General features: G+C 62.8%; 10 protein-coding genes and 1 pseudogene. All 11 read left to right on the top strand.

The features are described 5' to 3' along the window. The first annotated feature begins 63 nt into the window (after positions 1 to 63). The 11 genes and pseudogenes from AB0H61_RS21470 (at position 64) to AB0H61_RS21420 (ending at position 12233) form a co-directional block, all read left to right on the top strand. The gene (locus AB0H61_RS21470; protein WP_357307133.1) at positions 64 to 279 is read left to right on the top strand and encodes a hypothetical protein; all 216 of its coding nucleotides are present in this window, start codon (positions 64 to 66) and stop codon (positions 277 to 279) included. A 216-nt stretch (positions 280 to 495) separates the two neighbouring features. Further along, positions 496 to 720: pseudogene (locus tag AB0H61_RS21465) on the top strand (IS110 family transposase); the annotation flags it as partial. A gap of 545 nt (positions 721 to 1265) precedes the next feature. Next, on the top strand, positions 1266 to 2357 hold the full coding sequence (locus tag AB0H61_RS21460; RefSeq protein ID WP_357307132.1) for a ParB/RepB/Spo0J family partition protein: 1092 nt from the start codon (positions 1266 to 1268) through the stop codon (positions 2355 to 2357). 1489 nt (positions 2358 to 3846) lie between these two features. Then, positions 3847 to 4371, top strand: coding sequence for a hypothetical protein (locus tag AB0H61_RS21455; protein ID WP_357307131.1), 525 nt, complete (start codon positions 3847 to 3849; stop codon positions 4369 to 4371). Positions 4372 to 4596: 225 nt separating this feature from the next. Beyond that, complete coding sequence (locus AB0H61_RS21450; RefSeq protein ID WP_357307129.1) at positions 4597 to 5616, top strand: type III polyketide synthase; 1020 nt, start codon at positions 4597 to 4599, stop codon at positions 5614 to 5616. Then, positions 5613 to 6206, top strand: a complete 594-nt coding sequence (locus AB0H61_RS21445; protein ID WP_357307127.1) for a cupin domain-containing protein — start codon at positions 5613 to 5615, stop codon at positions 6204 to 6206. The genes AB0H61_RS21450 and AB0H61_RS21445 overlap by 4 nt, the downstream gene beginning before the upstream one ends. A 6-nt stretch (positions 6207 to 6212) precedes the next feature. After that, the gene (locus AB0H61_RS21440; RefSeq protein ID WP_357307125.1) at positions 6213 to 7370 is read left to right on the top strand and encodes a DegT/DnrJ/EryC1/StrS aminotransferase family protein; all 1158 of its coding nucleotides are present in this window, start codon (positions 6213 to 6215) and stop codon (positions 7368 to 7370) included. A 74-nt stretch (positions 7371 to 7444) separates the two neighbouring features. Next, positions 7445 to 8410 carry a class I SAM-dependent methyltransferase gene (locus AB0H61_RS21435; RefSeq protein WP_357307123.1) on the top strand — a complete coding sequence of 322 codons (966 nt, stop codon included), beginning with the start codon at positions 7445 to 7447 and terminating at the stop codon, positions 8408 to 8410. Positions 8411 to 8436: 26 nt separating this feature from the next. Beyond that, positions 8437 to 9354 carry an aromatic prenyltransferase gene (locus AB0H61_RS21430; protein WP_357307121.1) on the top strand — a complete coding sequence of 306 codons (918 nt, stop codon included), beginning with the start codon at positions 8437 to 8439 and terminating at the stop codon, positions 9352 to 9354. An 89-nt stretch (positions 9355 to 9443) separates the two neighbouring features. Continuing rightward, on the top strand, positions 9444 to 9908 hold the full coding sequence (locus AB0H61_RS21425; RefSeq protein ID WP_357307119.1) for a hypothetical protein: 465 nt from the start codon (positions 9444 to 9446) through the stop codon (positions 9906 to 9908). Between the two features lie 189 nt (positions 9909 to 10097). Beyond that, positions 10098 to 12233, top strand: a complete 2136-nt coding sequence (locus AB0H61_RS21420) for an MMPL family transporter (RefSeq protein ID WP_357307117.1) — start codon at positions 10098 to 10100, stop codon at positions 12231 to 12233. Positions 12234 to 12307: the final 74 nt, after the last annotated feature.

The following is a 12307-nucleotide window of genomic DNA, read 5'->3' as shown; positions in this document are numbered from 1 at the left end:
AGGCGTGCGAGGTAGCGATCTCTGATGCGGCAGGCGCCGGGCGCCGTCCAACCCTCGGAGACGATGAAGCTCTCGCGCGTCGGCATCGTTATGCCAGAGCTCAACCCGGTCATCGGCCGGCGCGGCATCGGCCAAATCGTCCGCCACGACACCATCTGCTGCCCACACGGGGTCGTGGGCCCACTCGCGATATCGGCCACCACCAAAGTCAACCAGCGCACGACGGCGATCACAGCCCCGATGAACTCCGCTTCCGAAAATATCTACGGCCACAGGTGATCTCGCCGATGCTGGTGTCACCCGCGACTGGATCCCTGAACATCGGCTGGGCGTGTGGGGCCTGCCATCCGTTGCGTCACGGGCACTCCGGGCTGTGAGCGCGGCCCGTAGCGGTAGTCACCCTATTCGGCCGGAAATGGATGGTTCGGATGTTCGTGGTCCGGCTAGGTTACGCCAGTAGCGCAGATCCAAGGCTGGTGTGATGACCGATTCGGCGCGGGCAACCACAAACTCGGACGCGCCCTGTTCCTTTCGGTGTTCGCATCATTGCACGAGCCGGCCAGCCGCGTACTACGCAAGAAGCGCGCCGAAGCAAAGAAGCACAATGCTGCACTCATCCGCCTGGCCCGACGCCGCTGCGATATCCGCTACGCCATGCTGAAAGACAAACAGCCCTACCGCGACCCGATGCGACCGCCTGCCGTGAACCCGGCCCACTAGCTACAGTCGCGATGTGCCCGACCTGATCGCGCCAACCACACGCCTGCACCGTGTCCGGCTCGACGCGCAGGCCGAGTGGGCCCGGCGCACAGGAAGACGGGTTCGGGCCGACACCGCGGAGCGGGCAGGGTGTTCGCCGCGGATCGAGTTGCCCGAACGGTGGTGACCGGGGCGCCGCGGGATGTCCGAAAGCCTTGATGGGGTCATAGGTTTCACCAGTGGGCAGGCGGGGGTTTAGAGCTCGCCCAGCATCCGATCGAACAGGCGCCGGAAGGCGGCGGGGGTGTCGATCGCCGCGGGCTCGTCGTCGGCTGTAGTGGTCTTTGGCTGGGCCCGATCGAGGGATGTTTGCGAATGCCCGGAGACTGCTCACCCGAAACATACCTCGAGGGCTTGTTGTTCATCAGTTTGACGAGTTCCAGCCGGAAACCATTCGTTGTCTGTCAACGTCAGGGATCGCACCCTCGACTATAATTTTGCGGCAGCATAAACTTCCGGGTTTCCGCTGTTGTGTACCTGATTTTCACCGGACCTGGGGTGTGGGTATGGACAACGTGATCGACGGTTTTGCTGGATTCAGCATGAAGGCCGTGGTCGACGGGTGGGATGAATTCATCGGTCGGCTTCCGATCGAGTCGCTACCTGTATCACAGTTGCGTCCTGCCGATACGCCACGGTTGGGTGACAAGGACCAAGCGTATGTCGCCGCGATCGCCGAGTCCGAGGGCGAACTGCCGCCGATTCTCGTTCACCGACCGACGATGCGCGTGATCGATGGCATGTACCGTGTGCAAGCGGCGATTCGTCGTGGCGAGGAGATATTGGCGGCGCGGCTGTACGACGGCGACCATGACGATCTGTTCGCACTGTCGGTGCGGGCGAACGTCGGGCACGGCATGCCGCTGACACTGAAGGAGCGCAAGGCAGCGGCCGAGCGACTGCTCGAGAAACATCCGCGGTGGTCGGATCGGCTGATCGCACGCGCCAGCGGACTGTCGCACAACACCGTCGGCACGATTCGGCGCCGTGCAACTGGAAAAGATGGCCAGTTGTACGAACGGCTGGGGCGAGACGGCAAAGTCCGCCCAGCCTCCACGGCCACGGGCCGCCGCTTAGCCGCAGAAGCGATCCGCCGTGACCCGGACGCTTCACTGTCGGAGATCGCGCGGCAATCAGGGCTGTCGATCGGCACCGCTCGAGACGTCCGCCTGCGACTCGGGCGCGGCGAGAGTCCGCTGCTCGTTGGTCAGCGGTCGCCTGTCGAAGGCATGCATCACGATGTCACCGAGCGCGACCGGGCGACGGCGTCAACGGGTGCGCGACACCCGTCGGCTGCGCAGACGTCGAATCCGGTTGCCGGGCTCGCCGTGTCGGAGGTTCTTCAGCGGTTGCGGCGCGATCCCGCGATGCGGTTGAGCGAAAGCGGGCGGGCCGTCATTCGTCTGCTCACCATATCCGTCGCGGCCTCCGCGCAGTGCGAAGCTCTTGTGAGCGCCGTCCCCCAGCACCGCACAGCTGCCATCGTCCAGGTTGCCCAGTGTCAGGCCCACTTCTGGTCCGCACTCGCGGACCGCGCCCGACTGCGGCTGGCCGACGAGACTGCTGACGCTCCCACAGGCGGTACTGTCGCGTCCTGAAAAGGACGGATCGCTGAATGTTTGTGGGGGTGAGCACCACTTCAAATCATTTGCCTGGCCGATATCGCACATCGGTACCTACGGCGAGCACATGCATTTGGGGCCTTGTCGCGCACCGCCCGGTTCTCGGTCCACATAATCAGCCCACGTACGCATCGGGATTCGCGACGTCAGCAACGAGCCCGGCTTGATATGTGAACGACCTTTCACCGCCAGCGGCGACTGGCCCGCCGAACGACAGTCGATCATGGTCGCCGACATCCCCACCATTAACGCCGCTGTGTCGTCGATCGACAACTCCCCGAACTGGCGTAGCACGGCGCGATCTGCGCCGATGCCGGCGCCCGGCCGCTCACCAGCCAGCGCGTTCCATTACAACCCAGCACTTATCCAGTGCCGCAACAACATCCGGATCGTACACCAGCTCGCGCATAGCACCGGGCGGTAACCGGTCACCGCGCATACCGAATTCGGAATCGCCGCCTTCGTGCCGTTCCGATACCGCACACCTCCGACCGTGTGATCGCCCTCCGACTCACCATCGACAGCTCCATCATGCGGATGAACCGTAAACATGCAGTTTGCAGACGGAGGCGCGCCGGACCGATCCGGACTTTTTCACGCGACGAATCGATCTACGCGGAACTTTTGATGAGTCGACGCGGTCGAGTTGACGCCGAACAATGGCTCTGTCACGCTGTCTGTGGGGCGGAAGCATGCCCAACTCAGCGGTTCTGATGTAGTGGCTTCGATGTATTCGCTGTGACCTCCATCGATTGCAATGCAGCGTCGTGCTGTGTCGCTACCGAGTTCAGCATTGTCGGTTGCGTTCTCGGTCTTCGGGGCAGGTTCGAGTTTCGTCCCACACGTGAAAGAAAATGAATCCCGGAAATTCTGGAGTGGACATCCGTGCTCCGGGCGGAAATGCTTGCGCGACAATTGAGCAGGCTCGCCGAGTAGGTTTCCTTTCGGGAGTTCGACCTCGGAAATTCGGGGCTGAACTCGTCTGCTGACTGCAATGGGTCGAACAGAATTACTGAACATTACGGGAGTTTACTTGCATGTTGATGTGTCACTTTTTTGGTGACGATGACTTGCACTTCACGGAGACTGATCGGCAGGGCGAGATGCCGTAGCCGACGGTTGAGTCGAGAACGATATTCACGAGGTCCAGTAGATGAAAATAATACCGACCAGTAATGTCATGCCCGCAGCTTCGGACCGCACGGTGCTATGCGAAGTCGACCGCCACAATACCGGCTCGCCTCCAGCCCGTGCGGGGATCGCGCTCCGGTTGTGCCGAGACTGCATCGCTGCGACAGAACAACGGCTCGCCGCGCTCCCATGGTTGGCCGCGCAATGTGTCGGTCCGTCCCAATGGGGGTATTGGGATGCTGGCCACGGACGTCGGAGTGATCAACGCACACTGCCGCTTTCATCGGGCGCAATCGCCTTGCGGGTCTGGATCAGCTCGATCCTGGACTCATGGGTGGATCTCGTCCTGAGTGAATGCCCCACGATCTCGCCTCCCCGTCGCGACACGGCGTCGACAGCGCAGTTCCTCGTCGGCCGGACCGTCTGGCTGGCAGCCCATCCGAGTGCCGCGGACTTTGTCGTCGAGATCGGCGATCTCTTCCGCGACATCTTGCGATTCGTGGAGCGAGAACACGGCTCGGCAGCGGTGAGCGGGAAGTGTCGCGATCCTCGATGCATTGCGCCGGTGACCGTAGAGTTGGACAGTATCGACAAATGCGCTGTCGTCAGATGCAAGCTGGGACATCGTTGGACCGTTTATGAATGGTTGTCCGATGAACGCCTGATCACCGACCCCCCGGCGGAAGAGCCGAAACGGCGAACTTTGCCGACGAAGGTTGCCGCAGAAGCCTTCGGAATTCAGGAAGCAACGATCCGTCAATGGGCCAAGCGAGGGCGGCTGACTCGATATGGATTGCGCGACAGAGCCGAATACGATATCGATGAGATCGCACATCTGATCCATGTGCGAAAGCATTGATCGACATGCCTTCCGCTGCAGTGTGCGGATTCCCGATCGTTCGGGCGCAACGCAATTCTCCTATAGCCATGGCCTTGCGCTATCCCCATCCTGGGAGACGTGGGGCAGCGGCATTTTCGTATCGAAGATTTCATCCGGAAAATTTGACCCCGGTCGAGAAAGTAGATTCCAGACATGTCGACGCTATGCAAACCGTCGGTGAGTGTGCCGGAAAACGTCCTGAGCATGGAAGATACTCTGGAATTCGCCGAAAGGATGCACGCCGGAAATCCTAATCTGCCTTTGGCGCTCAAATTGATCCAGAACACGGGCGTACGGAAGCGGCATATCGTACAGGATATCGATAGCACCCTGCGCCACCCTGGATTCGAGGAACGCAACAGGATATACGAGCGCGAATCCAAGAAGCGATGTCCTGAGGTCATCGAAAAGGCCCTGGCGAACGCGGGTGTTGTGGAACGGGAAATCAACGCGATCATCTATGTGTCCTGTACCGGATTTCTCATGCCATCGCTGACCGCATGGCTGATCAACACCATGGGGTTTCGGTCGGACACCCGCCAAATACCCATCGCGCAGCTGGGTTGCGCGGCAGGTGCCGCGGCGATCAATCGCGCCCACGACTTCTGCCTGGCCAACCCCGGGAGCAATGTTCTGATCGTGGCGTGCGAGCTCTGCTCGCTGTGTTACCAACCCGACGACGACGATGTCGGTTCGCTGCTGTCCGACGGACTGTTCGGTGATGCGGTCGCGGCTGCCGTAGTTCGGGGAAACGGCGGTACCGGTGTAGCGCTGGAGCGCAATGCCTCGTATCTGATTCCGAACACGGAGGATTGGATCTCCTACGCCGTTCGTGCGACCGGCTTCCACTTCCAGTTGGATCGCCGGGTGCCCGGGACGATGGAGCCATTGGCGCCGATACTGCGTGAGCTCGTCGCCGACCATGGCTGGGACATCGGCAAGCTCGACTACTACATCATTCACGCGGGCGGTCCGCGGATCCTCGACGACCTCAGCGGGTACCTCGATGTCGAACGCACGATGTTCCGGCATAGCTGGGCGACTCTGACCGAGTACGGGAACATCGCCAGCGCGGTCGTATTCGACGCGCTGCGCCGACTGTTCGAGGAAGACCCGCCGATGCCCGGCGCCAAGGGCGTCATCGCGGGTTTTGGTCCCGGCATCACTGCGGAGATGTCGGTAGGTCGATGGACCGTTGACGCGCCGAGCGGCATGAATCGATGACAACCGGGCGCGTCGCCCACGCCTACAGCGAGATATCGACTGACATAGGAAGAAATGACATGAGCGGTGTTGTTATCCGGCCCGGCGAGGGTCGAAGGCTGATCACAGCCAAGCAGGAAATCACCTTCAAGGTCACCGGGGCGAACGGGTCCGCCGTATCGAGCTTCGAGGTGGTGGTTCCGCCCGGCTTCGACGTCGGGGCGCATTCCCATCGCAACTCGCAGGAGTTCTTCTACGTCTTGGAAGGAGAGCTGGACCTGCTGGCTTTCGAGCCGAATCAACGTACGCCCGACGGTTGGCACGACTGGGAATCGCCGGAGGGCGATCGAGTCGTCCGCGGGGGTCCCGGTAGCTGCATGTTCGTTCCGGCCGGATGTCCGCACGCATTCAGGAATGCCACCGACAAGCCGGTTCGAATGTTGTTTCAAAGCTACCCATCCCCCGATCACGAAGTCTATTTCGAGGAGATTGTCGCGATCTTCGAGTCCGGCCGGTCGGTGGATGTCGACGCCATTCAGCGGCTGCGTGACCGCTACGACATCAACCAGATCACGCCGCTACGTTACGAACCACCGAGCAGCGGGAGGTGAATCACGATGAACACCATTCCTCTGGTGCGCGCAAGTCTGGGTGAGCGGGAATTGGCTGCCGTCGCCGAGGTATTCGCCTCGGGCTGGCCGGCCGGTCAGGGCCCGCGGGGGAAGGCGCTCGAGGTCGAGCTGGTCGAGCGTTATGGAGTCGGTGGCGCGGTCGCATTGAGCAGCTGCGGCGCGGCACTACACCTCGCCTTGCTTGCGCTCAGGGTCGAACCGGGTGACGAGGTGATTGTTGCCGATTACACGTTCCCGGCTCCAGCCCACGCGGTGCGCTACGTCGACGCGGTCCCGGTCTTCGCCGATGTGCGTGCCGATACTGGCACCGTCGACCCACGGGCGGTAGCGGATCTCGTTGGTCCACGAACAGTGGGTGTGATCGTGGTGGACACGGTCGGTCTCCCCGCCGACTACTCGGAGCTGAGGTCGATCGCGGATCGCCGCGATCTGTTTCTGATCGAGGACGCCGCATGTGCCGTAGGTGCGACCTACCAGGGGGTACAGGCGGGTGCCCTGGCACCGGTGTCCTGCCTGTCCTTCCACGGGCGCAAGGGAATCACCAGCGGCGAGGGCGGGGCCCTGCTCACGGCCGATCCGGCGCTCGCCGACGACGTGCGGCTGCGGTCGTCATTCGGTATCGGAAGCATCTTCGCGGACGCACAGGTCGTTGGCCTGCCGATCCCGATATTCACCGAGGTCGGCTACAACTACAAGCTGTCCGACATCGCCGCAGCGATCCTGCAGGTACAGCTCACGCGAACTGGCGACCTGCTGGATCGTCGGCGCGCCGTCGCAGCGAGCTATGCGGAGCTGTTCGCCGACGAAGAACTCCTCACCGTTCCGCATGTGCCGCAGGACCGCACCCACGCATGGCAGTCCTACCTGGTGACGCTGGATCCGCAGGTCGACCGCGCGGGTGTCGCGGCCGATCTCCGAGCTCAGGGCATCGGCTGCGGGCACGGTGCGTGGGCGTGCCACCTGCAGCCCGTGTACGAGCCGAAGCAGCCGTGCCCGGTCTCGGCCGATCTCTTCCAACGCAACCTCGCCATCCCCATGCACGCCGAGCTCAGCGACGGCCAGGTCGAACGGGTCGCGGAGGCGCTGCGAGCGGCGGTCCGAACCCACGCACGCTCATACGGAAGACGAGAGGGGGCGGCATGACCGAGTCAGGGCCCGGAGGCGGCAGCCAGAAAGGACACAGCATGACCGAGATTCTTCCGACCCCGGATAGGATCATGCAGCTGATCAACGGCTACTGGGCCACCGGCATCGTCGGCGCCTCGGCGAGCCACTCGCTGTTCACCCACCTCGAAGGCGGCGCGGACACTGCCGACGAGCTCGCCGTCCGCGCGGGGATCTCCCAGCGGGGAGCGCGAACCCTCCTCGACGGGCTGGTCAGCCTCGGCCTGGTCGAGCTGCGCGATGGTCGGTACCGCAACACCGCAGAAGCGGCCGCGTTCCTGGTCGACGGCAAACCCACCTGCTTGAGCAGATTCGCCACACTCAAGCTGACCCAGATGGGCACCTTGGCGACTCTGCCCGACGTCGTCCGCGGGGGAGGGCCGATGGCGAATCCGGCGGTGGAGGTGGCCGACAATCCGCACTGGGCGGAGGTTGTCCCGGCCATTGCCGCGCAGTCTGTTCCGGTGGCGACGCTCGCCGCAGACCTGTTGCAGCTGGCGGCTGCCGGCGAGATCTCCATCCTCGACGTGGGCGGCGGTTCGGGCATCTACTCGGCGATCTGGCTCGAGCGCAACCCCGCGGCGCGCTCGACTCAACTCGACTGGGCACCCGTGAACGCAATCGCCGGCCGACTGCTTGCCGGGCGAGGCGTGGCAGACCGGTTCACCTGCATCGACGGTGACTTCCATACCACCGACTTCGGCGCAGACGTGTACGACGTCGCGGTGTACTCCCATATCGCGCACCAGGAAGGTCCGGAGGAGAACGTCGCGATCTTCGCGAAGCTCAGGGCGGCACTCAAGCCCGGCGGCACATTGATCATCTGTGACTTCGTTGTCGATGACGACCGCAGCGGCCCGCCCTTCGCTCTGATGTTCGGCGCGGAAATGCTGCTCAAGAGCCGGCAGGGCGGGACCTGGCGGCGGGCCGATTACCACACCTGGCTCAGCAAGGCCGGCTTCGACGACGTCGCATTCCACCCGACGCCATCGCCCGCAACGTTGATTTTCGCCCGGTAATTACAATTCAACTCCTTGGAGGCAAAATGCCTGATACCGACAGAGCGGCTGTGATTTTGTCGGTCGTCGAGGAAACGGCTCGGTCGCTGGGTGTGGCCTGCTCATTCGACAAGGTTTCGCCGGTTCTCACCGCGTACCGAGACGTACTCGCGGAATCCATGGTCGTCCTCGGCATCGACGCGGACGAGCCACGCAGCGGTGAGATCGAAATTACCTTCAGCGTGCCCCCGAGCGATGTCGATCCATACGACCTTGCGGTATTGAACGGATTCATTGCGGAGACCGGCCATCCCGCCGCGACGCTGCTCTCGGAAATACGAGATCGATGTGACATTACCGCTTACGGTGTCGACTGCGGAGTGATTCGCGGTTTCCGGAAATCCTATGTCGGGTTTCCGCTCGACAACTGGCAAACACTTGCGACGCTGTCCGGCCTGCCGTCCATTCCGCCCGGTCTGGCGGCGAATGCCGAGTGTCTCGCACGCTATGGCCTGGATGAGAACGTCTCGATGCTCGCGATCGACTACCAGTCCAGGACGATCAATGTGTACTTCGGCGGGCTTCCCGAAGGCATCCTGGAGCCGGAGACGGTCTCATCGATGCTTCGCGACCTCGGGCTTCCGGAACCGAGCGAGCAAATGATGGAGTTCGTCCAGAAATCCTTCTCGATATATCCGACCTTCAGCTGGGATGCTCCGGAGGTCCAGCGGATATGCTTTTCCGCCGTAACTCCGGAGCCGATACCGCTTCCGACGCCGGCCGGGCCGGCAATCAGCCGATTCATGAAGGATGCTCCGTACTCGTACTCCGGCAAGCGGATCATTGTCTACGGTGGCGTACTGTCGTCCAATGGCGAGAATTACAAACTCGGCTGGTATTTTCAGGAGCCGCATCCGACGTGGCGGAAATTGGAAGTGTTCGACGCTATCGAGGACAGCGTATAGCGCGAGTCGGCATAGTTACTTTTCGATCACCATAGTGACCTTTGAATTACCGAGTCCCTGCTCGAGCGGGGCTGATAGATGGAGGGAAAATGTCCACAGCAGCCGATACGGAAGGGTCGGACGCCCTGACCGCATACGGGGAGGCGCTGGCCGCGGCCGCGGTCGGGTCGGACACCGGGGAACGAGAGCAGTTGGGCGAGAATCTCATCCGTACCTTTCTGCAGTTCTGGGACGATCCCCAGCTGAGGCCGTCGCTCCTCGAGCGGTATCGCGCCGCGTTCACCAGCGACGCGGGTGCGACACAGATGCGAGAGTTCATGTCCTCTACGGTGTTTGCGCAGGCGGTCGGGAAGATGGAGGACCCGCCCAAGACTATCGAGGAGACGGCGAAGCTGCTCGGGGTGCCGCCGTTGCACCTCAACGCGGCGGTGTCGCAGGTGATGGGCGTGATCATGCTGCGCTACGTTGTGCAGGTGGAGCCGATTGCCTCGGCGGCGCCCGATGAGATCCTCGGCGTCATCGCGCCAACTATCCAGCGTTATCTGGTCGGCTAGCCGGGAAGAAGGGTCGCTTCGGCCCTTCTTTCTTCGCCGCCTGGCCACCACCGTAACCCGACACTGCACTCCAACCAAAGGCGAGAGTCCGCGTCCTGACACACGGCGTGACAGGTTCCGAATGTGTATGTCACGCTTGTGATGTCGGTGATCGGACGCGATCCGCTGTAGTTCACGACGGAGGAATCGATGAGTCGTTCGACGTTCGACGCGACCGGTACCCTTGGCCGACTCGCGCGAATCCCCACTGGCAGAAGGTCCAAGTGGGTCGTTCTTATCGCATGGATCATCGCGCTGGTCGCAATCGGCGGATTGGCTTCCGAGTTGAAAGGCGCCCAGACGAACGACGCGGTGGAGTGGTTGCCCGGCAGCGCGGAATCAACCCGCGCCTTCGAAGCCTCGCAAAAGTTCCTCGATGCGGACGAATCGTCCGCCGTCCTCGTGTACGAACGTCCGAGCGGCATCACACCCGCCGACGTGTCGGCAGCCGAGGCCGACGTCGCAGCGCTCAGGAAGAGCGAGCATGTCATCGCGGAAAAGGTTGTCGGGCCGGTGCCGTCGAAGGATGGACAGGCGCTACAGGTCTTGCTCCCGATACACACGGCAGGCGGTGCCTGGCCGGACATCGCGGAAATCGTGGACGAGCTCAAGGAGCAATTGCCTCCGCGGACCGACGGCCTCGCGTTCCATATCACGGGCCCTGTCGGGTACGAGGCGGGCTACGGATGGGCGTTCGGTGCTATCGACGGTGTCCTGGTCTTCGCGGCGGCCGCTGTCGTCATCGTTGTCCTGTTGATCAGTTACGGTCCCGTGCTGTGGTTGTTGCCGCTCATCGCAGTGTTACTCGGCTTAGTGGTCGCGCAGGGCGCCGTGTACTTGGCGACCAAGGCCGACGTGACGGTCACCGCGATGGGTGCGTCCGCGCTGATGGTGCTCGTATTCGGCGCGGGCACCGACTATGCGTTGCTGCTGGTGGCGCGCTATCGCGAGGAACTGCGACGGCATGAGGACCGCCACGAGGCGATGGCGATCGCGCTGCAGCGGGCCGCTCCAGCGATCATGGCCAGCGCGGCGACGGTCGTGGTGGGAATGCTCGCTTTCCTCGCCGCCGACATGAACTCGACCAAGGGGCTGGGACCGGTTTGCGCAATCGGCGTTGTGGTCTCGTTCGCCGTGATGATCACATTGCTGCCCGCGCTGCTGGTGATTGCTGGTCGATGGATCTTTTGGCCACGTCACCCTGAGGTTGGTTCCGTCGAACCGAGCGAAAACGGGATCTGGAAACGTATCGGCAACGCGGTCGCGACTCGGCCGCGGACAGTATGGATCAGCACAGTAGCGGTACTGCTCGTGGCGGCAATCGGCGTGATCGGCTTCGAAGCGGACGGAATCGCGACCAGGGACTCGTTCGTCGGCGAGGCCGACGCAGTGGCCGGTGAGGAGATTCTCGGTCGGCACTTCGACATCGGCGCCGGCAACCCGTTCTTCATCGTTGGCTCTGCCGACCACGTATCGGCCGTCCAGTCCGCATTGACGAGCGTCGATCGCATCGGACCCGTCAAAAGTCCGGTGGTGAAGGACGGGCAGTTCTACATCGAAGGCACACTCGCCGATCCTCCCGACAGCAAGGCCGCGGAGGACACGATCGACCGTGCCCGTTCCGCGGTGCATGCGATCGATGGTGCCGAAGCGAAGGTCGGTGGAAATACGGCCGTCACGCTCGATACCGAGCGTGCCCAGGTGCGAGACAACAAGGTGATCGTGCCGTTGGTGCTCGTCATGGTCATGTTGATCTTGATGCTCCTGCTGCGCGCGGTGCTGTCGCCCGTCTTGCTGATGGCAACGGTGGTGCTGTCGTTCTTCGCGGCGCTCGGTGTGAGCCAGTGGCTCTTCGAGTTGTTCGGATTCAACGGTGCCGATCCCTCACTGCCGCTGCTCGGCTTCGTCTTCCTTGTCGCACTCGGCGTCGACTACAACATCTTCCTGATGTCCAGGGTGCGCGAAGAAGCAGCGCACCACGGAACACGCCGCGGAGCGCTCATCGCGCTGGCCTCGACCGGAAATGTGATCACCTCGGCCGGCCTGGTGCTGGCCGGTACATTCGCCGTGCTCGCAACGTTGTCCATTGTGTTCATGGCCGAGATCGGCGTACTCGTGGCCGTTGGCTTGCTGCTCGACGCACTGATCGTGCGCTCGATCCTGGTGACGGCACTGAACCTGGACATCGGTCCGGCGATCTGGTGGCCGAGCGTTCTTGCCCAGCGGCCTGAGAAGTCACTGCTCGCCGAGGAGGAACCTCCTCGCGAGTTCGCTCGGACGGACTGAGCTACTCGGCAGGCGGAACTTCCGCGAGCCGAACCGAGACCGAGGATTGCCTGCTGGCAACCCTCGGTCTCTTC

The organism is Nocardia sp. NPDC050710 (assembly GCF_040654375.1).
Lineage (GTDB): Bacteria > Actinomycetota > Actinomycetes > Mycobacteriales > Mycobacteriaceae > Nocardia.
This window is presented reverse-complemented; position numbering and strand designations above follow the sequence as displayed.

Bases quoted from the DNA above. Each gene is read 5' to 3' on its own strand.
- AB0H61_RS21420 (WP_357307117.1), top strand. From the start codon at position 10,098: ATGAGTCGTTCGACGTTCGACGCGACCGGTACCCTTGGCCGACTCGCG.
- AB0H61_RS21435 (WP_357307123.1), top strand. From the start codon at position 7,445: ATGCAGCTGATCAACGGCTACTGGGCCACCGGCATCGTCGGCGCCTCG.
- AB0H61_RS21460 (WP_357307132.1), top strand. From the start codon at position 1,266: ATGGACAACGTGATCGACGGTTTTGCTGGATTCAGCATGAAGGCCGTG.
- AB0H61_RS21440 (WP_357307125.1), top strand. From the start codon at position 6,213: ATGAACACCATTCCTCTGGTGCGCGCAAGTCTGGGTGAGCGGGAATTG.
- AB0H61_RS21425 (WP_357307119.1), top strand. From the start codon at position 9,444: ATGTCCACAGCAGCCGATACGGAAGGGTCGGACGCCCTGACCGCATAC.
- AB0H61_RS21430 (WP_357307121.1), top strand. From the start codon at position 8,437: ATGCCTGATACCGACAGAGCGGCTGTGATTTTGTCGGTCGTCGAGGAA.
- AB0H61_RS21445 (WP_357307127.1), top strand. From the start codon at position 5,613: ATGACAACCGGGCGCGTCGCCCACGCCTACAGCGAGATATCGACTGAC.
- AB0H61_RS21470 (WP_357307133.1), top strand. From the start codon at position 64: ATGAAGCTCTCGCGCGTCGGCATCGTTATGCCAGAGCTCAACCCGGTC.
- AB0H61_RS21450 (WP_357307129.1), top strand. From the start codon at position 4,597: ATGGAAGATACTCTGGAATTCGCCGAAAGGATGCACGCCGGAAATCCT.